Raw genomic sequence first — 22,480 nt, forward strand, 5'->3', positions numbered from 1 at the left:
ATAGCATTTCTATGTGAACTATTTAAAATACAATGCCTTTTAAAATTTTCTATGTGCCTATGTGTTTCAATTTTATTTTGAAACTAAAATATTCCGCATCGTCATCGATTTATTCTCTGTTTCAATGAATTCCTTTTCAGGATTGCTGTCTTTTGTAATGCCACAACCTACGTAAATATGCACAACATCATTCTCTACTTCTAAACAGCGTAAATTTACGAATAAATCGGTTTGATTGTCTTTATTGTATTCGCCTAAAAAGCCAGCGTAATATTTTCGATTATAACCTTCATTTTTAAGAATAAAATCGATGGCTTTTTCTTTGGGTAAACCACAAACCGCTGGTGTTGGATGTAACGCTTTTATCAAATCATTCGCTTGAAAATCAGGAGTTAATTCACCCGAAATAAACGATTTTAAATGCGCTAAATTTCCAGCTTTAACTGTTTTAGCATCAGAAACAATAAGGTTATTCACTTTATCCTTTACTTTAGTTACAATATAATCGGTTACAAATTGTTGTTCTTCAATTTCTTTGGTTGCCCAAATTACGATTTCGGAATACAATTGCGTTCCTGCTAAAGCTACTGTTTCAAACTGATTTTGATTGATTTTTACCAATTGTTCTGGCGTTGCTCCCATCCATAAACCAATTTTAGGATGAAAAAACAAATAGCGAAAAGCCGTTGGATAAGTTGAAATCAAGTTCTGAAAAGTATCTACAATTGAGATTTGTTCCTTCAAAACTATTTTTCGAGATAAAACCACTTTATCAAATTCACCTTGTTGAATAGACGAAACTCCTTTAGAAACTAAATTCTCAAAAGCTTCTTTTTGATTGCTTTCAGAAGTAAAACTTTCAGCTGATTTTTGCTCTAATTTTTCAAGATTTCCTTGCGAAAACTTATTCCCCTCAAACGGAATTACAACTTGTTTTCCTTCATAAAAAGGCATAAATACAAATCCGGTTTGATCGATAAAATCAATAATTTCATCTGATTGTTGTACGAGTAAATTCCAAACATTTTCATTTGGTTTTACATAGCAAACAAATGGATTTTGATTTGATAAAAGTGCATTTATTTCTTGAAAAACTTGCATTATTGTCTTCTCGATAATACCATATTCGTTAATTTACATAGCGAAATTAACTTTCCTTCTTCGTCCACAATTCTAATTTCCCATAAATGCAAACTCGCACCTTTGTGAATGATTTTTGCCGTTGCCGTAACCATTCCTTCACGCTTGCTTTTCAAATGATTTGCTGAAATTTCGATACCACGAACTTCTTGTTTTTCTGGATTAACAAACATTAATGAAGCGGCACTTCCCACACTTTCTGCTAAAGCTACCGTTGCTCCACCATGTAATAATCCCATCGGTTGATGCACTCTTGGATTCACTGGCATTGTAGCGGTTAAGAAATCTTCACCTGCATCGGTGTAAACAATTTCTAAGGTATTCATTAAAGTATTTTTGCTCCAATCGTTACACAATTGCAACATTTTTTCTCTATCAAACATCATAACTTTATTTTTTGTAAAATTAAGCATTCCAAATAGAATATTTCAACTGAATTAACGTTTTAATAAGTATTTTAAATCGATTTTGTTTTTACAGAATTAAAATTAATAATTACATTTACAAAAATTAACTTTTCATGCGTCGTTTATTACTTTTATTACTAATAGGATTTGCCGTTTCATTAACTTCTTGCCGAAACGATTTTGATTTTGAATCGAAAACAGGAGGCTTGCGATTTTCAAAAGATACAGTGTATTTAGATACTGTTTTTACAAATATTGGTTCAAGTACTTACACTTTAAAAGTGTACAATAGAAGTGATAAAAATATCTCAATTCCAAAAGTACAATTAGCTAAAGGCGAAACGTCTAAATACCGCATGATGGTAGATGGAATTCCCGGAAGAGTTTTTGACAATGTGGAACTATTGGCTAAAGACAGTATGTTTATTTTTATTGAAGTAACCGCAGGTGTAGCCGATGCTAACCCAACTGATTTTCTGTATACTGACCAAATTTTATTTGGAGAAGGTCCAAACACTCAAAAAGTAGAATTAGTGACATTAATTCAGGATGCCATTTTCTTGTATCCACAAAAATTTTCAGACGGAACAACCGAAACTTTACCAATTGGTGATGATGAAATCTATGGATTTTACCTAGACGAAGCCGATCCAACCAATGGTAACGAATTGCATTGGACCAATACCAAACCTTATGTCGTTTATGGTTACGCAGCTGTTCCACCCAACAAAACACTAGTTGTAGATGCTGGCGCAAGAGTCCATTTTCATGCAGAATCAGGATTAATTGTTGCTAATAATGCTTCGATTCATGTGAATGGAACTCATTCAACAACAGCAGCCCAAGAAAACGAAGTCATTTTTGAAGGCGATCGTTTAGAACCTGGTTTTTCAGAAGTTCCTGGTCAATGGGGAACGATTTGGTTAACACAAGGCAGTACAAACAATCAAATTAAAAATTTAACAATCAAAAATGCAACTGTTGGAATTTTAGTTTCTGGAAATGATGGTACACCTACTCCTACTTTAGATCTTGAAAACACTCAAATTTATAATTGTTCTAATGTTGGTATTTTAGCTCGAACTGGAAATATTGAAGGTAGAAATGTCGTTATCAACAATTGTGGTCAAACTTCGTTTGCTGGAAGTTTTGGTGGAAGCTATGAATTTGTACATTGTACGTTTGCTAACTATTGGCCAACACCAAATCAAACCGCTGTTTTGCTTGACGATTACGATGGAAGCACCATTTACGCTTTAACAAAAGCGAATTTTAAAAACTGTATCATTCATACTTCAAGTAATTTTGGAATTGTTTTGAAAAAAACAGGAAGTACTTTCGTTTACAATTTTGACCATTCTTTAATCAAATTTGCCGATTTTAGTAATCAATTTACAAACAATCCTTTGTATGCTTTTTCAAATACAGCTTTGTATACAAATTGTTTGATCGCAACTAATTCAACTGTAAATAATCCTGATTTTAAAGACGCTAGAAATAATGAATTAATTATTGGTGAAGATTCTGCAGCAAAAGGAACTGCAAATAACACCTACTCTACTTTTAATGATATTCTGAATAATCCAAGAAGTAATCCTTCTGATATGGGAGCTTACAATTGGACCACTTTTGACTAACCAATTAAATTATACAATTATGAAAAATCTCTCTTTATCCCTTTTAATTATTGGTTTAACATTTGTTTCTTGTAAAAAAGAAGAAGCTACAAAAAACGAAATAGAAACAACACCAAAAGAAGAAGTCACTGCAGAAACAAAACCAGATTCTGCTACAGTAGCTAAAGCTTGGGCGGATTATGCTACACCATCTAAAGGTCACGAAATGTTAGCTAAAGATTCTGGAACTTGGGATGCCGAATTAACGTTTTGGTCACCTGATAATTCACAAGAAATGAAATCTACTGCTTCTGTAACGTACAAAATGATTATGGGCGGAAGATATCAAGAAGGAACGTATTCTGGTAATATGTTCGGAATGCCGTTTGAAGGAAAAGGAATGGTTGCCTACGATAATGCAACTGAAGAATTTGTATCTACTTGGATTGACAACATGGGAACCGGAATGATGGTTACTCGTGGAAAATACGATGAAGCAACAAAAACATCTACTTTTCATGGCGAAATGGTGGATCCAGTGACCAAAAAAGCTAAAAAAGTAAAAGAAGTCATTACTTATATTGATGATAACAACCAAAAAATGGAAATGTTTGAAGTTTCAGAAGATGGTAAAGAATTCAAATCGATGCAAGTAGTTTCGAAACGTAAAATGTAGTTTTCAACAAATAAAATTAAGGCTGTTCAAAAAAGAACAGCTTTTTTTATTTTTATACACTCTTAAAACTTTGAACTTCTAACTTTTTAGAATAAATTTGCAACTTCAACAACACACCCGAGGCGAAGCCGAACTGTACGGAGCGCAGCGGAATAAAACAACTACATACAATGATTCATTTCTTCGGAAACCAATCCAACACGGTTTTTGCGGTTCAAACGCAAAACGAGATTTCATCAGAAGACATCAACAAATTAAATTGGCTTTTTGGCAACGCACATAAAATAGAAAAATCCGTATTGTCGGATTTTTTTGTTGGACCACGTGCTGCTATGATTACGCCTTGGAGTACAAATGCGGTAGAAATCACCCAAAACATGGGAATTTCGGGTATCATTCGTATCGAGGAATTTGAAAAAGTAGCTGCCGATTTTACTGATTTTGATCCAATGCTTTCGCAAAAGTATTCGGAGTTAAATCAAGAAATTTACACCATCAATATCCAACCAGAACCTATTTTGGATATCGAAGATATTGATGCTTACAATAAATCAGAAGGTTTAGCATTAAGCCCAGAAGAAGTAGAATATCTAAATAATCTTTCAACGAAATTAGGTAGAAAGTTAACTGATTCTGAAATTTTTGCTTTCTCACAAGCAAATTCAGAACACTGTCGTCACAAAATTTTTAACGGAACATTTGTGATTGATGGCGAAGAAAAACCAACTTCTTTATTCAAATTAATTAAGAAAACATCGGAAACAAATCCAAACGATATTGTTTCGGCGTATAAAGATAACGTAGCTTTTGTAAAAGGTCCGAAAGTAACCCAATTTGCTCCAAAAAGCGCTGACAAACCTGATTTCTACCAAGAAAAAGAGTTTGAATCAGTACTTTCTCTAAAAGCAGAAACTCACAACTTCCCAACCACAGTTGAACCATTCAACGGAGCTGCAACCGGTTCAGGAGGAGAAATTCGTGACCGTTTAGCAGGTGGACAAGGTTCTTTACCATTAGCGGGAACTGCAGTTTATATGACTTCTTATTCTCGTTTAGCAGAAGAGCGTCCATGGGAAAACGGAATGGCAGAAAGACCTTGGCTGTACCAAACACCAATGGATATTTTGATTAAAGCCTCAAACGGAGCTTCAGATTTTGGAAATAAATTTGGGCAACCATTAATTACGGGTTCAATCTTAACCTTCGAACATGAAGAAGCTTCGAGTGCCTCAGCTTCCAAAAGCAGAAAATTAGGTTACGATAAAGTTATCATGCAAGCGGGTGGAATCGGTTATGGAAAATTAGATCAAGCGATTAAACAGAAACCTACAGCTGGTGATAAAATCGTTATTTTAGGTGGAGAAAATTATAGAATTGGAATGGGTGGTGCTGCAGTTTCTTCTGCAGATACTGGTGCTTTTGGTTCAGGAATTGAATTAAATGCCATCCAACGTTCGAATCCAGAAATGCAAAAACGTGCTGCCAACGCCATTCGTGGTTTGGTAGAAAGTGATAACAATCCAATCGTTTCGATTCACGATCATGGTGCGGGTGGACATTTGAATTGTTTATCTGAATTAGTAGAAGAAACTGGAGGATTAATCAATTTAGATAAATTACCTGTTGGCGACCCAACACTTTCAGCTAAAGAAATCATCGGGAACGAATCGCAAGAACGAATGGGATTAGTAATTGGTGAAAAAGACATCGAAACCTTACAAAGAATTGCAGACAGAGAGCGTTCTCCAATGTATCAAGTGGGTGATGTAACTAACGACCATAGATTTACATTCGAATCAAAATCGACTGGTGTAAAACCAATGGATTATGCTTTGGAAGATTTCTTCGGAAGTTCGCCAAAAACCATTATGACAGACAAAACTGTTAGTACAAATTACAGCGATTTAGAATATTCAAAAGAAAATATTGGAAGCTACTTAAGTCAGGTTTTACAATTAGAAGCGGTAGCTAGTAAAGATTGGTTAACCAATAAAGTGGACCGTTGTGTGGGCGGACGCGTGGCGAAACAACAATGTGTGGGACCTTTACAATTGCCTTTAAACAATGTCGGAGTTATGGCATTGGATTTCAAAGGAAAAGAAGGAATTGCGACTTCGATTGGGCACTCGCCTATTTCGGCTTTAGTAAATCCTGTTGCCGGTTCGAGAACAGCTATTGCTGAGGCGTTATCAAATATCGTTTGGGCACCATTAAAAGATGGTTTACAATCCGTTTCATTATCAGCTAACTGGATGTGGGCTTGTAAAAATGAAGGAGAAGATGCTCGTTTATATGAAGCAGTAAAAGGTTGTTCGGATTTTGCTATTGAATTGGGAATCAATATTCCAACAGGAAAAGATTCGCTTTCGATGAAACAAAAATACCCGAATGATGAAGTAATTGCACCAGGAACGGTTATTATTTCAGCAGCTGGAAATTGTTCGAACATTACGAAAGTAGTGGAACCCGTTTTACAAAGAAACGGCGGAAACATTTACTACATCAACTTATCGCAAGATTCGTTTAAATTAGGTGGAAGTTCATTCGCTCAAGTGTTGAATAAAATTGGAAATGACGTTCCAACAATTCAAAACTCGGAATTCTTCAAAAAAGCGTTCAACGTTTTACAAGATTTAATCAAAGACAGAAAAATTAAAGCAGGACACGATATTGGAAGCGGTGGTTTAATCACAACTTTATTAGAAATGTGTTTCGCAGATGATAAATTAGGAGCATTAATCGACTTGACTTCTTTAGGAGAAAAAGATACGGTTAAAGCCTTATTTAATGAGAATATTAGTGTTGTTTTCCAAGCAAATGCTGAAGTGGAAGCAACTTTCGCACAACAAAACATTGAAATTTTCAAAATTGGTTCGGCTATCGATGGTGATGCGTTTACAGTTATCAATGGTGAAGATAGTTTGACATTCAGTGTTGCAACATTAAGAGATACTTGGTACAAAACGTCTTTCTTATTAGATTCAAAACAATCTAAAAACGGAATGGCTCAGGCACGTTTTGACAATTATAAAAATCAGAAATTACAATTCACTTTCCCATCACATTTTGATGGAAAATTACCTGTAATTGATGCTTCAAAACCAAGACCAAAAGCTGCTATCATTCGTGAAAAAGGAAGTAATTCCGAACGTGAAATGGCAAATGCTATGTACCTAGCAGGTTTTGATGTAAAAGATGTTCACATGACCGATTTAATTTCGGGAAGAGAAACTTTGGAAGACATTCAATTTATTGGAGCTGTGGGTGGATTCTCGAATTCCGATGTTTTAGGTTCGGCTAAAGGTTGGGCTGGAGCGTTTTTATACAACGAAAAAGCCAATACCGCTTTGAAAAACTTCTTCAAACGCGAAGACACGCTTTCTGTTGGGATTTGTAATGGTTGTCAGTTATTGATGGAATTAGAATTGATCAATCCAGAACACGAAGTTCACGGAAAAATGCACCACAATACTTCAAACAAACACGAAAGTGGCTTTACTTCGGTAACGGTTCAAAAAAATAATTCGGTGATGTTATCCACTTTAGAAGGAACAACTTTAGGCGTTTGGATTTCACATGGAGAAGGAAAATTTAAATTACCATATTCAGAAGAAAAATATAACATTGTAGCCAAATATGCTTACGAAGGTTATCCAGCGAATCCAAATGGTTCTGATTTCAACACCGCTATGATGTGTGATACAACGGGAAGACATTTAGTAATGATGCCACATATTGAGCGTTCAACTTTCCCTTGGAACTGGGCACATTATCCAGAAAGAGGACAAAAAGACGAGGTTTCACCATGGTTAGAAGCGTTTGTGAATGCTAGAAAATGGATTGAGAATAAGAAATAATTTATCCAAACTTTATATAAAAAGCATCTTTTAATTAAGGTGCTTTTTTTGTACTATTGTGTCAAAATAAAAGAATATGTGGTTTGTCATTTTGAGCGTAATTTGTAGTGTAACTGTTGGGATATTTTTAAAAGTAGCCAAACGATTTCAATTGAATGTTTTTCAAATCATTACGTTTAATTATTTTTCGGCTTTACTCCTAACCTATTTTACTTACCAACCTGAATTAACTTTTAAAGAAAAAACAATACCTTATTCACTATTCATTGGTTTAGCTATTTTATTGCCAATTGTATTTTTAATTCAGGCAAAATCCATTAAAGAAGTTGGAATCGTAAAAACAGATATTGCCCAACGATTATCGTTATTTATTCCTTTAACTGCATCTTACTTTTTATTTAATGAAACGTTTAGCCAATTGAAAATTATTGGATTTATAGTTGGATTTTCTGCCATATTCTTCACTTTGAATAAAAAATCAGAAAGTAAATCAGATAATTGGGTTTATCCTTTATTAGTTTTACTGGGATTTGGAATTATTGACATTCTATTTAAGAAAGTTGCCGTTTTTAAGGATATTAGTTTTACAACTTCCTTATTTATTATTTTTTGTGGTGCTTTTTTAATTTCGATTTTATTTCTAATAGGTAAAATTTTGGTTCAAAAAGAAAAATTAGAATCAAAAAACATACTTTGGGGATTGGCTTTAGGAATTTTAAATTTTGGAAACATTCTTTTCTATCTAAAAGCACACAAAGCTTTAGCAGAAAATCCTTCTACTGTTTTTGCTGGGATGAATATGGGTGTAATTATTTTGGGAAGCTTAGCAGGAATTCTTCTATTTAAAGAAAAAATGACCAAATGGAATTATCTAGGAATATCATTAGCAATAATTTCAGTAGTTATAATTACTATAGCTCAATTAAACAAAGTTTAAACTATTTTACTGAATCTTTTCTGCTGATATAAGTATGAAGGAAATCTCCTTTTGGTTCACCTAAATCAAACGGACTCCATTTTGTAATGAATCTAGCCTTAGTTCTTGCTTCATCTTTATCCATGTTTTCGTACTCAATTCTATATAAAGCAGTGTACATTTCGGCTCTACCAACACCGTGATAACAATGAATTAAAACAGGATAATTATCTGGATTATCCATAATTTTAAAAAAGGTATCCAAATTATGTTTCTGTGGAACTTGTTTAGAACCATTATTAAAGTAATTTACACCTGGAATTTTTGCAACCGCATCACGTTCCGCAGTTAATTCTTCAGGAATTTCTGGATTATTAATCGTATCTTCTGTACCTGGAAAACGTAAATCTACAATACTTTTAATTTTATACTTTTTTACATAATCAGCAATTTGATCAGGCGGAATTACACCTGATTTATAAACCTTACCTTCTGTAACTGTTTCAAAATTATGGTTGATATGCATTTGATATACATACGCTCCAACTCCAATTAAAACAACGAATAAAACTAGTATTCCAATTCTTTTTTTCATCTTACGATTATAATTTTTTATTAACGATTCTATCAAAATAATCTTGTAAAAATGCCTTACATTTTACTTCTAAAGCATTCATTTCGGCATTTCTTTTTGCTATCAAATTCTTTTCTAAACCTTTGTCAGAAATAGCATAAAAACCAGTAGCTTTCTTACCATCAAATGTACAAATATAATTTCCACTTTGAAATTGATATTGATTAGAAAAATAATTTATAGCATAAGGAGTTTCATTAGAATTACTCATTAAACTTCTACCCCAACTTCTAAAAGGTTTATTATATCCAACCATATCTAATATTGTAGGATAAATATCAATGTGTTGTACAATATCTGTTCGCTTACCAACTAAATTTTTCTTTGGATAATAAATCAATAATGGAATAGCAGAACGATTTACCACTTTCTTATATTCTGGATAAAAAGTTTGATTACAATGGTCTGCAGTAATTATAAAAATTGTGTTTTCAAACCATGGTTCTTTTTTAGCTGCTTCAAAGAATTTTTCAAATGCCATATCGGTATAACCCACACATTGATGAATAGGTAAATCTCCTTTTGGAAATTTATTTTCATATTTTTTTGGAACAATATAAGGTTCATGAGAAGAAACCGTAAAAATGGTACTGAAAAAAGGTCCTTTCTTTTTATCCAAAGTTTGTTTCATAAATTGAAAAAATGGTTCATCCCAAATTCCCCAAACACCATCAAAATCGTTATCATTATTATATTCTGTCTTACCATAATAATGATCAAATCCTAAAATATTACCAAATCCTTGAAAACCCATTGAACCGTTTGGCGCTCCATGAAAAAATGAAGTATCATAACCTTGCCCTTTTAATATAGAAACCAAAGATTCTACTTTTTGTTTAGCGTAAGGAGATGATGTATAAGCATCTTTAAAAGATGGAATACCAGCTAATACAGAAGACATTCCATGAATTGATTTACTTCCGTTAGCATAAACATCAGTAAATATCAAACTGTTTTGTGCCAATCTATCTAAAAATGGAGTGTAACTAACGTAGTTTGGAATTTGTTTTTCTTTATTAAAAGCCCCCCAATATTCTCTTCCGTAACTTTCTGTGATAAACAAAACAATATTAGGTTTTGATGTTTCATTAGATGAATAAAGCTTTATTGGTTTTATAGTTTCGCTTACAATTTTATCAGAAATATTAAAATTAGTTTCCTTAAAACTTGTCTTACCTAATGTTCTTATGATAGCAAATGGAGTATTTAAAATAACATCCGCGTGTTCCACTTTGGTCACATTTCTATTTGCATCAATCATGTTTAAAGGTCTTGTACTTTTCTTAAAATCACCTCTAATTCCTCCTACCATTAGAACTAAAATTAGAATTACTCCTATTTTAGAAAAAGAAAAATATTTGATTTTAGAATATTGAATTTCTTTATGTTCTATTCTAACTTTTTTATATAAATAAATCCACAAATATGAAGTAACCAAAAATAAGGCGAAAACATGCCAATAGCTCACCAAAAATCTGAAGAACATACTACCTAAATTGTTTTCATCTTTAAGTGAATCTAAAACTGCAATTGTAGTTCTAGCATAAATAAATTTGTAATATATAAAGTCTATAAAGTTAGTAGCATAAGCTATTAAATTGGTCGTAAAATAAAGATAAAATATAAACTTTTGATATCCGGGCTTTGTGTTTTTCCAAAATGGTAAAGTCGAAAACAATATAAATAAAGCGTTGATATATAAAATAGCCGTTGTATCAAAGGCCAAGCCTTGATAAACTAAATTAAAAAACTCAGAAATACTTGATACTTTTAAAAGACTGAAGTTGTAAATTAAAAATAATAATCGAGCTATAAAATAGAAAAAATACACTAAAAATATTCTGTAAAGTAATGCTTTGTATTCTTCAATTCTGAAAAAATTCTTCATAAATGTATTGAACTAATTTAAGATTTTGCAAATTTACAAATAATAAATTGGATACAAACAATTATTATGCACGCATAATAATTTATAAATCAACCAGTTAATTAATTTCATTATCATATCAATAAAAAATTGCTTAATTAATTAAATTTTTATAATTTGCGTTAAATAATAATTGCGAATTATGAACAATATTACACGCTTATTTGACTTTCCATACTATCAATTAGAAAAGTATAATTTAAAAGATGCTTTAGTAACTAAATATGACGGAAATTGGATCAAAACATCTACTCAAGAATATTTAGAAAAAGCGAATGCTATTTCAAGAGGTTTGCTTCGCTTAGGGGTAAATAAAAATGATAAAATTGCTATCATTTCATCTAACAACAGAACTGAATGGCACATTACAGACATTGGTGTTTTACAAACAGGAGCACAAACTGTTCCAATGTACCCTACGATTTCTGCTGAAGATTATGAATACATATTAAATCATTCTGGGTCTCAATATGTTTTTGTTTCTGATATTGAAGTTTATCAAAAATTACAAAGTATAAAAGCGAATGTTCCTTTACTAAAAGATATTTTCTCTTATAATGATATTGCAGGATGTAAAAGTTGGAAAGAAATTTTAGAATTAGGTGCTAATACCGATAATCAAGATGTTGTTGAAGATAGAAAAAATAATGTTGCTACAACTGACTTAGCAACAATTATCTATACTTCTGGAACAACAGGAAGACCTAAAGGTGTAATGTTATCACACCAAAATATCGTTTCAGATGTATTAATGAGTGCGCCAAGAGTTCCATTAAGAGCCGGTGACACAAGAGCTTTGAGTTTCTTACCTATTTGTCACATATTTGAAAGAATGTTAACCTATTTATACCAATATTATGGTATATCGATTTACTTCGCTGAAAGTATTGAAAAGATTTCAGACAACTTAAAAGAAGTAAAACCTCATGTTATGTCAGTTGTCCCTCGTTTATTAGAAAAAGTTTATGATAAAATTTATGCTAAAGGAGCCGATTTAACTGGAATCAAAAAAGCACTTTTCTTTTGGGCATTAAATTTAGGTATGGATTACAAACCATATAAACAAAATGGAGCTTTTTACGAATTCAAATTAAAAATAGCTCGTAAACTAATTTTCTCAAAATGGCAAGAAGGTTTAGGTGGCGAATTAGAATTATTAGTTTCGGGAAGTGCTGCTTTACAATCTCGTTTAACAAAAGTTTTCTGTGCGGCTAATATTCCAGTTATGGAAGGTTATGGTTTAACCGAAACTTCTCCAGTAATCTCAGTAAACGACATGAGAAATGGTGGTTTCAGAGTAGGAACTGTTGGAAAAGTATTAAACGGTGTTGAAGTAAAAATTGCAGAAGACGGAGAGATTTTATGTAAAGGTCCAAACGTAATGATGGGATATTACAAAGATGAAACTCAAACTGCTGAAGTTTTAAAAGATGGTTATTTCCATACTGGCGATATTGGTGAAATTGATTCAGATGGTTTCTTAAAAATTACAGATCGTAAAAAAGAAATGTTTAAAACATCTGGAGGAAAATATGTTGCCCCTCAAATTTTAGAAAATGCTTTCAAACAATCACGTTTCATAGAGCAAATTATGGTAATAGGTGATGGCGAAAAAATGCCTGCGGCTTTTATACAACCTAATTTTGAATTTGTCACTGAATGGGCACACAGACATAACAATACTACTTTTTCTTCAAACGAAGATATGTGTTCAAGTAAAATGGTAATCGATAGAATTCAAGATGAAATTGACCATTGTAATGAAAAATTTGGGAATTGGGAAAAAGTAAAACGCTTTGAACTTACACCTGATATTTGGTCTATCGATGCTGGCCACTTAACACCAACTATGAAATTAAGACGTAAAATTATTAAAGAAAAATATAACGACTTATATCAAAAAATTTACGGATAAAAACGCTAAAACCCACATTTTGTGGGTTTTGCCTTTTTAAAATGTTAAATTTTGAAAAAAATGTTAAAAATACTATGCGTGCATAGTATTTTTTTTTATATTTGAAAAAGTTTAGATAGTAATTCTATGAAAGATAAAACAATAGACTATATACTTAGAGCAACTTGGCAAGCGGTTGCGAGAATGTACAACGAGGAAGCTGCTAAATATAATGCTACAATGGCAACTGGTTTTGCACTTTTAAGTATTGATAGAGAAAATGGTTCTCCATCTACAACTTTAGGTCCTAAAATGGGAATGGAAGCCACAAGCTTAACCAGAACGCTAAAATCGATGGAAGAACGAGGATTAATCACCCGCAAAAAAAATCCAACCGATGGTCGGGGTGTAATCATTCAATTAACCAAAGAAGGGAAAGAAAAAAGAGAACTTTCTAAAGAAACCGTACTTCGTTTTAATGAAACCGTAAAACAACATATTAGTGAAGAAAAATTACAACACTTTATGGAAGTTGCCGAAATCATCAACGAATTGATTACCGATAAAAAAATCTATAACGACAAATAAAACAACAAACCTATAAACATGAAACGTAATATTAAAAAAGTTGCTGTTATTGGTTCCGGAATTATGGGAAGTGGTATCGCTTGCCATTTTGCTAATATTGGTGTCGAAGTCTTATTATTAGATATCGCGCCAAACGAACTAACCGAAGCCGAACAGAAAAAAGGACTAACTCTTGAAAGTAAAGCCGTTAGAAACCGATTAGTTAATGATCATTTAGCTAACGCTTTAAAATCGAAACCCTCGCCTATTTATCATCCAAGTTTTGCCTCAAGAATTACAACGGGTAACACAACCGATGATATGTCAAAAATTGCAACAGCAGATTGGATTATCGAAGTAGTTGTAGAACGTTTAGACATCAAGAAAATTGTTTTCGAGCAAGTTGATAAATTTAGAAAACCAGGAACTTTAGTTACTTCAAATACATCTGGTATTCCTATTCAATTTATGAGCGAAGGAAGAAGCGAAGATTTCCAAGAACATTTCTGTGGAACACACTTTTTCAATCCAGCACGTTACTTAAAATTATTTGAAATCATTCCTGGTCCAAAAACCTCTAATGAAGTTTTAGATTTCTTGAATGGTTATGGTGAAAAATTCTTAGGAAAAACTTCAGTTGTTGCTAAAGATACTCCAGCATTTATTGGAAATAGAATTGGAATCTTCGGAATCCAAAGTTTATTCCACCAAGTAAAAGAAATGGGATTAACGGTTGAAGAAGTTGATAAATTAACCGGACCCGTTATTGGTCGCCCAAAATCAGCTACTTTTAGAACGGTTGATGTAGTTGGTTTAGATACTTTAGTTCATGTGGCTAACGGAATTTATGAAAATTGTCCAAACGACGAAGCGCATGAATTATTCAAACTTCCAGAATTTGTTAACAAAATGATGGAAAACAAATGGTTAGGAAGTAAGACCGGACAAGGTTTCTACAAAAAAGAAGGTAAAGATATTCTAACTTTAGATTTAGATACATTAGAATATAGAGCTAATAAAAAAGCATCTTTCGCAACTTTAGAATTAACCAAAACGATTGAAAAACCAATCGATAGATTCAAAGTTTTAGTAACTGGAAAAGACAAAGCAGGAGAATTTTATAGAAAAAACTTCGCTTCAATGTTCCAATACTGTTCAAACAGAATTCCTGAAATCACAGACGCTTTCTACAAAATCGACGATGCTATGAAAGCTGGATTCGGTTGGGAAAACGGTCCATTCGAAATTTGGGATGCCATCGGAGTTGAAAAAGGGATCGAATTAATGAAAGCGGAAGGTTTTCAACCTGCTTCTTGGGTAACGGATATGGTAGCTTCTGGAAACACTTCATTCTATTCTATTAAAGATGGAGCAACGCACTTCTACTCTATCACGAATAAAAAAGTTGAGAAAGTTCCTGGTCAGGATGCTTTCATTATCTTAAATAACATTCGCGAAAGCAAAAAAATATGGAACAACAGCGATTCAATCATTACCGATTTAGGTGATGGAATCATCAATTTAGAATTTACATCTAAAATGAATTCTATTGGCGCAGGTGTTTTACAAGGAATCAACAAAGCAATTGACATTGCTGAAAAAGATTACAATGGTTTAGTTATTGGAAATCAAGGTGCTAATTTCTCTGTTGGAGCTAATTTAGGAATGATTTTCATGATGGCTGTTGAGCAAGAATATGACGAATTAAACATGGCTATCAAAATGTTCCAAGACACAATGATGCGTTGCCGTTATTCTGCAATTCCAGTTATCGCTGCTCCTCACGGTATGACTCTTGGTGGTGGTTGCGAATTAGTAATGCATTCAGACAGAGCGGTTGCTGCAGCAGAAACATACATCGGATTAGTAGAATTTGGTGTTGGAGTTATCCCTGGTGGTGGTGGTTCTAAAGAAATGGCTTTGAGAGCATCTGATTTATTCCGTAAAAATGACGTAGAATTAAACGTTCTTCAAGAATATTTCTTAACAGTAGGTATGGCAAAAGTAGCTACTTCGGCTTACGAAGGTTTTGATACCGGAGTTTTACAAAAAGGAAGAGATATCGTAGTGGTAAACAAAGATCGCCAAATCGCTACAGCTAAACAAGTAGCATTACAAATGGCAGAACAAGGTTACACCCAACCTGTAAGAAGAAAAGATATCAAAGTATTAGGAAAACAAGCTTTAGGTATGTTCTTAGTTGGAACTGACCAAATGGAAGCTGGTAAATACATTTCTGAACACGATAAGAAAATTGCAAACAAACTAGCTTATGTAATGGCTGGTGGTGATTTATCAGAAGCAACTTTAGTTTCTGAACAATATTTATTGGATTTAGAAAGAGAAGCATTTTTATCATTAACTGGAGAAAGAAAATCTTTAGAAAGAATTCAGTACATGTTAACCAAAGGGAAACCATTAAGAAACTAAGAAATGAGAACAGCATATATAGTAAAAGGATATAGAACAGCAGTTGGAAAAGCCCCTAAAGGCTTATTCCGATTCAAAAGACCTGACGAATTAGCAGCCGAAACCATCGAACACATGATGAAAGAGTTGCCTGATTTCGACAAAACACGTATTGATGACGTGATGGTAGGAAACGCCATGCCAGAAGCTGAACAAGGTTTGAACGTTGGTCGTTTAATTTCATTAATGGGATTAAAAATCACGGATGTTCCTGGTGTTACAGTAAACAGATATTGTGCTTCTGGAGTAGAAACTATCGCAATGGCAACGGCTAAAATCCAATCAGGAATGGCAGATTGTATCATTGCTGGTGGTGCAGAAAGCATGAGTTACATTCCAATGGGAGGTTATAAACCAACACCAGATTACAAAGTTGCCGCAGCTGGTCACGAAGATTATTATTGGGGAATGGGATTAACAGCTGAAGCAGTTGCCAAACAATTCAACGTTTCGCGTGAAGACCAAGACGAATTTGCTTACCAATCACACATGAAAGCCTTAAAAGCACAAGCAGAAGGTAAATTCGATAAACAAATTGCTCCTATTACAGTAGAACAAACGTTTATTAATGAAAATGGTAAAAAAGAAACCAAATCTTACGTTGTAAATAAAGACGAAGGTCCAAGAGCTGGAACTTCAGTAGAAGCTTTAGCAGGATTACGACCAGTATTCGCTGCTGATGGGTCGGTTACCGCTGGAAACTCTTCTCAAATGAGTGATGGAGCAGCTTTCGTTTTAATCATGAGCGAAAAAATGGTAAAAGAATTGAACTTAGAACCAATTGCAAGAATGGTAAGCTACGCTGCTTCAGGTGTAGAACCAAGAATCATGGGTATCGGACCAGTTACTGCAATTCCAAAAGCATTAAAACAAGCAGGGTTAAAGCAAGATCAAATCGATTTAATTGAATTAAACGAAGCTTTTGCAGCGCAATCATTAGCAGTTGTGAGAGAATTAGGTTTAAATCCTGAAATCGTAAATGTTAACGGTGGAGCTATCGCTTTGGGTCACCCACTAGGTTGTACTGGTGCTAAACTATCCGTTCAATTGTTTGACGAAATGCGCTTGAGAAACAGCAAATACGGAATCGTTTCAATGTGTGTTGGAACTGGTCAAGGAGCTGCCGGAATTTTTGAATTTTTAAAATAAAACTATAAAACTTAATAAGTTATGTCAGATATCATCAGAGGAGGACAATTCCTTGTAAAAGAAACAAAATGCGAAGATATCTTCACACCAGAAGATTTCAATGAAGAGCAAATCATGATGCGTGATTCGGTTATCGAATTCGTAGATAAAGAATTATGGCCAAACAAAGAGCGTTTCGAAAAGAAAGATTACGCCCTTACCGAAGAAGTAATGCGTAAAGCGGGTGAACTTGGTTATTTAAGCGTTGCCGTTCCTGCTGCTTACGGTGGTATGGAAATGGGATTCGTAAACACAGTTTTAGTTTGTGACTATATTTCGGGTGCAACAGGTTCGTTTTCAACAGCTTTTGGAGCGCACACTGGAATTGGAACCATGCCAATTACGTTATACGGAACTGAAGAGCAAAAACAAAAATATGTACCAAAATTAGCTTCTGGCGAATGGTTTGGTGCTTACTGTTTAACAGAACCAGGAGCTGGATCAGATGCAAATTCAGGAAAAACAAAAGCCGTTCTTTCAGAGGATGGAACACATTATAAAATCACTGGAGGAAAAATGTGGATTTCAAATGCAGGTTTCTGTAATGTATTCATCGTTTTTGCTCGAATTGAAGATGATAAAAACATCACGGGTTTCATCGTTGAGAATGATCCATCAAACGGAATTTCGTTAGGAGATGAAGAACACAAATTAGGTATTCGTTCCTCTTCAACGCGTCAAGTTTTCTTTAACGAAACAAAAGTTCCAGTTGAAAACATGTTGGCTGGACGTGGTGAAGGTTTTAAAATTGCCATGAATGCTTTAAATGTTGGGCGTATTAAATTAGCTGCTGCTTGTTTAGAAGCACAAAGAAGAACAATTACTGGAGCAGTAAACTATGCTAATGAAAGAGTTCAATTTAAAACGCCAATTTCAAGTTTTGGAGCAATTCAAGCTAAAATTGCTGAAATGGCAACAAATGCTTATGCTGGAGAAAGTGCTACTTACAGAGCTGCATCAGATATCGAAAACAGAATTAATATTAGAGTTAGTGAAGGAAATTCACACCAAGAAGCTGAATTAAAAGGTGTTGAAGAATTCGCTATCGAATGTTCTATCTTAAAAGTAGCAGTTTCTGAAGATGTTCAAAACTGTACAGATGAAGGAATCCAAATTTTTGGTGGAATGGGATTCTCTGAAGATGCACCAATGGAAAGTGCTTGGAGAGATGCTCGTATTGCTAGAATTTACGAAGGAACCAATGAAATCAACAGAATGTTATCCGTTGGTATGTTAGTGAAAAAAGCAATGAAAGGTCATGTGGATTTATTAGGTCCAGCAATGGCTGTGGCTGAAGAATTAATGGGAATTCCATCTTTCGATATTCCAGATTATTCAGAATTATTTGCTGAAGAAAAAGAAATGATCGCCAAATTGAAAAAAGTATTCTTAATGGTGGCTGGTGCTGCAGTTCAAAAATACGGTCCAGAATTAGAATCACACCAACAATTGTTAATGGCTGCTTCTGATATCTTAATCGAAATCTATATGGCTGAAAGTACTATTCTTAGAACGGAAAAATTAGCTAAAAAAGTGGGTGAAGATAAAGCGCAAGAGCAAATTGCTATGGCAAAATTATACCTATATCATGCAGTAGATATCGTAAACCAAAAAGGAAAAGAAGGAATTGTTTCTTTCTCTGAGGGCGACGAACAACGCATGATGTTAATGGGATTAAAACGTTTTACAAAATATACGAACATGCCAAATGTAATTGGTCTTCGTGAAAAAATTGCTGCAAAAATTATTAGCGAAAACAAATACGCTTTCTAATACAGCAATTAATTGGTTTAGTTTGTTTAAAAAAACCATTCGCCTTGGCGAATGGTTTTTTATTATTTTAAAATCTGAGCAGCGTGTGCTTTTGTTTTCACATCAGAAATTACTTCTTCAATAATTCCGTTTTCGTCAATTACAAAAGTAGTTCGGTGAATACCATCGTATTCTTTTCCCATGAATTTCTTAGGTCCCCAAACACCGAAAGCTTGAATAACCGATTTATCTTCATCCGCTAATAACGGAAAAGGTAACTCATATTTTTCAATAAACTTCGCTTGCGCTTTCGCGTTATCAGCACTTACGCCTAACAAAGCATAATTATTCGCTTGAAAACGAGCATAATTATCTCTTAAATCACATGCTTCAGCGGTACAGCCTGGTGTACTAGCTTTTGGATAAAAGAAAACTACTAATTTCTTTCCTTTATAATCAGCTAATGCGTGAGTAGCGCCACTTTGGTCTAATCCTGAAAAATTAGGGGCTTTATCACCTGCTTTTAATGTTGTCATTTATTTATGGTTTAAAAAGTTAGATGTTTATAAGTTTAAAAAGTTCAGAACGCTTCAATAAAATTGAATTTTGATATTGCGCATTTACTTTATAACTTTACGAATCAAATTTAGTTAAAAATGACCAAAAGCGAGAAGGTAACATTTGTTATAAATACGTTAAATGAATTATATCCCGAAATTCCAATTCCATTAGACCATAAAGATCCTTATACTTTACTAATTGCCGTGTTACTTTCTGCACAATGTACGGATGTTCGCGTTAATCAAATTACGCCAATTCTGTTTGCAAAAGCAGATAATCCGTATGACATGGTTAAAATGAGCGTAGATAAAATCAAAGAAATAATTCGTCCGTGTGGTTTATCACCAATGAAATCGAAAGGGATTCATGGTTTATCAGAAATTTTAATTGAGAAACACAATGGTGAAGTACCACAAAGTTTTGAAGCTTTAGAAGCCTTACCAGCTGTAGGGCACAAAACAGCGAGTGTAGTCATGAGTCAAGCTTTTGGAGTTCCGGCTTTTCCTGTAGATACACACATTCATAGATTGATGTACCGCTGGGGATTAACCAATGGCAAAAACGTACAACAAACCGAGAAAGATGCCAAACGTATTTTCCCAGAGGAATGTTGGAACGATTTACACTTGCAAATTATTTGGTACGGAAGAGAATATTCTCCTGCACGAGGCTGGAATTTAGAGAAAGATATTATTACGAAGACCATAGGAAGAAAAAGTGTTATTAATGAAATTAAAAGATAAATGGGATCAAGAAGTTTAAATCATATGATTTTTGCGGGTGTTTACCCACACTACATCAACAAAGCGGAGAAAAAGAATCGCACTAAAGCCGAAGTTGACGAAATTATTTGTTGGTTAACAGGTTATACGCTTGAAAACCTACAAAACCAAATTGATACAAAAATCGACTTCGAAACTTTTTTTGAGCAAGCACCTCAATTAAACAAAAACGCTTCTAAAATTACAGGTGTTATTTGTGGTTATCGAATTGAAGAAATCGAAGACCCATTGATGAAAAAAGTGCGCTATTTAGATAAATTAATTGACGAATTAGCGAAAGGGAAAGCAATGGAAAAGATTTTAAGAAAATAAAAAAATGCCTCAAATCTCTTTGAGGCATTTTCCTTAATTAGCGATAATTTCAAAACTTGAAGTTCCCACTTTATGAATACTCAATGCTTTTGAATAATTGAGTAAAAACGAAATCGTTTCTTTTTTAGGTTTCATTTTTTGAGCCGCTAATTTTTTCTTAGAGTAAAGTTTTGCCATTTATTATGATTTGGTTTATATCTCAATAACGACAAAATTTTACTTTTAGTATTAGTTGGTCAAAATTATTTGATTTTTTTCAATAATTTTTCTCAAATTCAACAAAGCATATCGCATTCTACCTAAAGCTGTATTAATGCTAACACCTGTTAAATCCGCTATTTCTTTAAAACTCAAGTCTTGATACATACGCATTACCAAAACTTCTTTTTGATCTGCAGGAAGTTCATCTAACAACTTAGCCAAATCAGTTTCTACTTGTTCGGATATAATCTGCCCTTCAATATTTAAACAGTTATCTGTCATATAATTGAATATAGAATACTCATCCGTTTCACGTTGAAAAGGCATTTTTTTTGATTTTCTGAAATGGTCAACGACCAAATTATGAGCAATGCGCATTACCCATGGCAAGAATTTTCCTTCTTCATTATACGATTGTGATTTTAAGGTTTTGATTACCTTAATAAAGGTATCTTGAAAAATATCATCTGATAAATCTCTATCGTTTATTTTGGAATAAATAAATCCGTAGATTTTTGATTGATGTCTTTCAATCAATGAAGCTAAAGCAGATTCATCTCCACTTATATAATTCTTCACCAAAACTGCATCAGGAAGTACAAGATTAGCCATAACAATACCTTTTAGTTAATTTAAGTCTCTGATTCTAAAAAGTAATTTTTGATATAGGCAATTTTGTTTAAAGATTAATTAGTTCAAATTTAACATAAAATTTTAATAAAAAACAAGTCTTAATTAAAAAATTAACATTTTGAATGAAAAAATAAAACAAAAAATGCGTTTAAAATTTTCTAAACGCATTAACTTGTTGTAAAATGATTTCTATTGATAAACTTTTATGTAATCAATAATAAAATCTTGAGGAAAAATAGAATTATCAATTGCAGGACCTCCAAAATTACCACCAATTGCTAAATTAATTATAAAATAAAAAGGTTGATCATATGGCCACGTATTTTCATTTTTAACAGTTGGTTGAAAATTATAAACCAAAACATCATCAATAAAAAAGGTAATTTTATCTTTATCCCATTCAATAGCGTATAAATGGAATCCTTCTTCAATATTAGTTATTTTTGTTTTTTTTGTGTTAATAGTATTTCCATGACTTTCTTGTGTATGTAGAGATGTGAAAACCATATCCGGTACTTTTCCCACATATTCTAAAATATCGATTTCTCCACATTTAGGCCAACCCACATTTGAAATATTAGCACCTAACATCCAAAATGCAGGCCATAATCCTGTACCTACTGGTAATTGGGCGCGAGTTTCAATTCTTCCGTACTGAAACTGTTTTTTATCTTTAGTGGTAATTCTTGTTGATGAATATACTGAACCTTCCTTTTTTGCTTCAATAATTAAAAACCCATTTTTAAGTGTATGATTTGTATTTGTGTATATTTGGGCTTCATTGTTTCCCCATCCACAAAGATTTGGGCACCCATTACCTAATTCATAATTCCAAACAGATTCATTTAATTGAGTTCCGTTGAAATTTTCTTCCCAAACTAATTTTTTATTTGATTTTTGACCAAAACAAAAAGCACTTATAAAAAGTAAACTAAAGAATTTCTTCAT

The 22,480-nt window shown here is 33.2% G+C and carries 19 protein-coding genes; 11 read left to right on the forward strand and 8 right to left on the reverse strand.

What is annotated here, in order from left to right; genetic code table 11:
- Positions 1 to 72: 72 nt before the first annotated feature.
- Positions 73 to 1,101 carry an isochorismate synthase gene (locus IM755_RS08535; RefSeq protein WP_194095751.1) on the reverse strand — a complete coding sequence of 343 codons (1,029 nt, stop codon included), beginning with the start codon at positions 1,099 to 1,101 and terminating at the stop codon, positions 73 to 75.
- The gene (locus IM755_RS08540; protein ID WP_194095753.1) at positions 1,101 to 1,526 is read right to left on the reverse strand and encodes a PaaI family thioesterase; all 426 of its coding nucleotides are present in this window, start codon (positions 1,524 to 1,526) and stop codon (positions 1,101 to 1,103) included. Before IM755_RS08540 ends, IM755_RS08535 begins: the two co-directional genes overlap by 1 nt.
- 134 nt (positions 1,527 to 1,660) lie before the next feature.
- On the opposite strand from IM755_RS08540, the gene IM755_RS08545 reads away from it, so the two are divergent.
- The 4 genes from IM755_RS08545 to IM755_RS08560 all read left to right on the forward strand — a co-directional run bounded on the left by IM755_RS08545 (position 1,661) and on the right by IM755_RS08560 (position 8,633).
- Positions 1,661 to 3,184 (forward strand): right-handed parallel beta-helix repeat-containing protein, encoded by a 1,524-nt coding sequence (locus IM755_RS08545; protein WP_194095755.1) that lies wholly within the window; start codon positions 1,661 to 1,663, stop codon positions 3,182 to 3,184.
- A gap of 19 nt (positions 3,185 to 3,203) precedes the next feature.
- Positions 3,204 to 3,839 (forward strand): DUF1579 domain-containing protein, encoded by a 636-nt coding sequence (locus tag IM755_RS08550; RefSeq protein WP_228063921.1) that lies wholly within the window; start codon positions 3,204 to 3,206, stop codon positions 3,837 to 3,839.
- Positions 3,840 to 4,009: 170 nt separating this feature from the next.
- Positions 4,010 to 7,696 carry a phosphoribosylformylglycinamidine synthase gene (gene purL, locus IM755_RS08555; RefSeq protein WP_194095759.1) on the forward strand — a complete coding sequence of 1,229 codons (3,687 nt, stop codon included), beginning with the start codon at positions 4,010 to 4,012 and terminating at the stop codon, positions 7,694 to 7,696.
- A 76-nt stretch (positions 7,697 to 7,772) separates the two neighbouring features.
- Positions 7,773 to 8,633 (forward strand): DMT family transporter, encoded by an 861-nt coding sequence (locus IM755_RS08560; RefSeq protein ID WP_194095761.1) that lies wholly within the window; start codon positions 7,773 to 7,775, stop codon positions 8,631 to 8,633.
- A gap of 1 nt (position 8,634) precedes the next feature.
- Here the strand turns inward: IM755_RS08560 and IM755_RS08565 are convergent, their stop codons facing one another.
- Together IM755_RS08565 and IM755_RS08570 are read right to left on the reverse strand one after the other, a co-directional pair.
- On the reverse strand, positions 8,635 to 9,207 hold the full coding sequence (locus IM755_RS08565; RefSeq protein WP_194095763.1) for a dual specificity protein phosphatase family protein: 573 nt from the start codon (positions 9,205 to 9,207) through the stop codon (positions 8,635 to 8,637).
- A 7-nt stretch (positions 9,208 to 9,214) separates the two neighbouring features.
- Positions 9,215 to 11,134 carry an LTA synthase family protein gene (locus tag IM755_RS08570; protein ID WP_194095766.1) on the reverse strand — a complete coding sequence of 640 codons (1,920 nt, stop codon included), beginning with the start codon at positions 11,132 to 11,134 and terminating at the stop codon, positions 9,215 to 9,217.
- 181 nt (positions 11,135 to 11,315) lie between these two features.
- On the opposite strand from IM755_RS08570, the gene IM755_RS08575 reads away from it, so the two are divergent.
- The 5 genes from IM755_RS08575 (at position 11,316) to IM755_RS08595 (ending at position 19,064) form a co-directional block, all read left to right on the forward strand.
- Positions 11,316 to 13,088, forward strand: coding sequence for an AMP-dependent synthetase/ligase (locus tag IM755_RS08575; protein WP_194095769.1), 1,773 nt, complete (start codon positions 11,316 to 11,318; stop codon positions 13,086 to 13,088).
- 126 nt (positions 13,089 to 13,214) lie between these two features.
- Positions 13,215 to 13,655, forward strand: a complete 441-nt coding sequence (locus IM755_RS08580; RefSeq protein WP_194095780.1) for a MarR family winged helix-turn-helix transcriptional regulator — start codon at positions 13,215 to 13,217, stop codon at positions 13,653 to 13,655.
- A gap of 18 nt (positions 13,656 to 13,673) precedes the next feature.
- Positions 13,674 to 16,064 (forward strand): 3-hydroxyacyl-CoA dehydrogenase/enoyl-CoA hydratase family protein, encoded by a 2,391-nt coding sequence (locus tag IM755_RS08585; RefSeq protein WP_194095782.1) that lies wholly within the window; start codon positions 13,674 to 13,676, stop codon positions 16,062 to 16,064.
- A 3-nt stretch (positions 16,065 to 16,067) separates the two neighbouring features.
- On the forward strand, positions 16,068 to 17,252 hold the full coding sequence (locus tag IM755_RS08590; protein ID WP_194095784.1) for an acetyl-CoA C-acyltransferase: 1,185 nt from the start codon (positions 16,068 to 16,070) through the stop codon (positions 17,250 to 17,252).
- Positions 17,253 to 17,273: 21 nt separating this feature from the next.
- Positions 17,274 to 19,064 (forward strand): acyl-CoA dehydrogenase family protein, encoded by a 1,791-nt coding sequence (locus IM755_RS08595; RefSeq protein ID WP_194095793.1) that lies wholly within the window; start codon positions 17,274 to 17,276, stop codon positions 19,062 to 19,064.
- A gap of 62 nt (positions 19,065 to 19,126) precedes the next feature.
- Here the strand turns inward: IM755_RS08595 and bcp are convergent, their stop codons facing one another.
- The gene (bcp, locus tag IM755_RS08600; RefSeq protein WP_194095795.1) at positions 19,127 to 19,579 is read right to left on the reverse strand and encodes a thioredoxin-dependent thiol peroxidase; all 453 of its coding nucleotides are present in this window, start codon (positions 19,577 to 19,579) and stop codon (positions 19,127 to 19,129) included.
- 120 nt (positions 19,580 to 19,699) lie between these two features.
- Here bcp and IM755_RS08605 point away from each other — a divergent pair, with 120 nt between their 5' ends.
- Together IM755_RS08605 and IM755_RS08610 are read left to right on the forward strand one after the other, a co-directional pair.
- Positions 19,700 to 20,347 carry an endonuclease III domain-containing protein gene (locus IM755_RS08605; RefSeq protein WP_194095797.1) on the forward strand — a complete coding sequence of 216 codons (648 nt, stop codon included), beginning with the start codon at positions 19,700 to 19,702 and terminating at the stop codon, positions 20,345 to 20,347.
- Positions 20,348 to 20,698 (forward strand): DUF2200 domain-containing protein, encoded by a 351-nt coding sequence (locus IM755_RS08610; protein WP_194095799.1) that lies wholly within the window; start codon positions 20,348 to 20,350, stop codon positions 20,696 to 20,698.
- A 33-nt stretch (positions 20,699 to 20,731) separates the two neighbouring features.
- Here the strand turns inward: IM755_RS08610 and IM755_RS08615 are convergent, their stop codons facing one another.
- The 3 genes from IM755_RS08615 to IM755_RS08625 all read right to left on the reverse strand — a co-directional run bounded on the left by IM755_RS08615 (position 20,732) and on the right by IM755_RS08625 (position 22,480).
- Positions 20,732 to 20,875 (reverse strand): hypothetical protein, encoded by a 144-nt coding sequence (locus IM755_RS08615; protein ID WP_194095801.1) that lies wholly within the window; start codon positions 20,873 to 20,875, stop codon positions 20,732 to 20,734.
- Positions 20,876 to 20,926: 51 nt separating this feature from the next.
- Positions 20,927 to 21,511: an RNA polymerase sigma factor gene (locus IM755_RS08620; RefSeq protein ID WP_194095803.1), complete on the reverse strand. Its 585-nt coding sequence runs from the start codon at positions 21,509 to 21,511 to the stop codon at positions 20,927 to 20,929.
- Between the two features lie 210 nt (positions 21,512 to 21,721).
- Positions 21,722 to 22,480 carry a glycoside hydrolase family 16 protein gene (locus IM755_RS08625; RefSeq protein WP_194095805.1) on the reverse strand — a complete coding sequence of 253 codons (759 nt, stop codon included), beginning with the start codon at positions 22,478 to 22,480 and terminating at the stop codon, positions 21,722 to 21,724.

The organism is Flavobacterium proteolyticum, from assembly GCF_015223105.1.
Taxonomy (GTDB): Bacteria; Bacteroidota; Bacteroidia; order Flavobacteriales; family Flavobacteriaceae; genus Flavobacterium; species Flavobacterium proteolyticum.

Bases quoted from the DNA above. Each gene is read 5' to 3' on its own strand.
- IM755_RS08620 (WP_194095803.1), bottom strand. From the start codon at position 21,511: ATGGCTAATCTTGTACTTCCTGATGCAGTTTTGGTGAAGAATTATATA.
- IM755_RS08610 (WP_194095799.1), top strand. From the start codon at position 20,348: ATGGGATCAAGAAGTTTAAATCATATGATTTTTGCGGGTGTTTACCCA.
- IM755_RS08580 (WP_194095780.1), top strand. From the start codon at position 13,215: ATGAAAGATAAAACAATAGACTATATACTTAGAGCAACTTGGCAAGCG.
- IM755_RS08595 (WP_194095793.1), top strand. From the start codon at position 17,274: ATGTCAGATATCATCAGAGGAGGACAATTCCTTGTAAAAGAAACAAAA.
- IM755_RS08605 (WP_194095797.1), top strand. From the start codon at position 19,700: ATGACCAAAAGCGAGAAGGTAACATTTGTTATAAATACGTTAAATGAA.
- IM755_RS08560 (WP_194095761.1), top strand. From the start codon at position 7,773: ATGTGGTTTGTCATTTTGAGCGTAATTTGTAGTGTAACTGTTGGGATA.
- IM755_RS08540 (WP_194095753.1), bottom strand. From the start codon at position 1,526: ATGATGTTTGATAGAGAAAAAATGTTGCAATTGTGTAACGATTGGAGC.
- IM755_RS08545 (WP_194095755.1), top strand. From the start codon at position 1,661: ATGCGTCGTTTATTACTTTTATTACTAATAGGATTTGCCGTTTCATTA.
- IM755_RS08615 (WP_194095801.1), bottom strand. From the start codon at position 20,875: ATGGCAAAACTTTACTCTAAGAAAAAATTAGCGGCTCAAAAAATGAAA.
- IM755_RS08570 (WP_194095766.1), bottom strand. From the start codon at position 11,134: ATGAAGAATTTTTTCAGAATTGAAGAATACAAAGCATTACTTTACAGA.
- purL (WP_194095759.1), top strand. From the start codon at position 4,010: ATGATTCATTTCTTCGGAAACCAATCCAACACGGTTTTTGCGGTTCAA.
- IM755_RS08535 (WP_194095751.1), bottom strand. From the start codon at position 1,101: ATGCAAGTTTTTCAAGAAATAAATGCACTTTTATCAAATCAAAATCCA.
- IM755_RS08625 (WP_194095805.1), bottom strand. From the start codon at position 22,480: ATGAAGAAATTCTTTAGTTTACTTTTTATAAGTGCTTTTTGTTTTGGT.
- IM755_RS08585 (WP_194095782.1), top strand. From the start codon at position 13,674: ATGAAACGTAATATTAAAAAAGTTGCTGTTATTGGTTCCGGAATTATG.
- IM755_RS08565 (WP_194095763.1), bottom strand. From the start codon at position 9,207: ATGAAAAAAAGAATTGGAATACTAGTTTTATTCGTTGTTTTAATTGGA.
- bcp (WP_194095795.1), bottom strand. From the start codon at position 19,579: ATGACAACATTAAAAGCAGGTGATAAAGCCCCTAATTTTTCAGGATTA.
- IM755_RS08550 (WP_228063921.1), top strand. From the start codon at position 3,204: ATGAAAAATCTCTCTTTATCCCTTTTAATTATTGGTTTAACATTTGTT.
- IM755_RS08575 (WP_194095769.1), top strand. From the start codon at position 11,316: ATGAACAATATTACACGCTTATTTGACTTTCCATACTATCAATTAGAA.
- IM755_RS08590 (WP_194095784.1), top strand. From the start codon at position 16,068: ATGAGAACAGCATATATAGTAAAAGGATATAGAACAGCAGTTGGAAAA.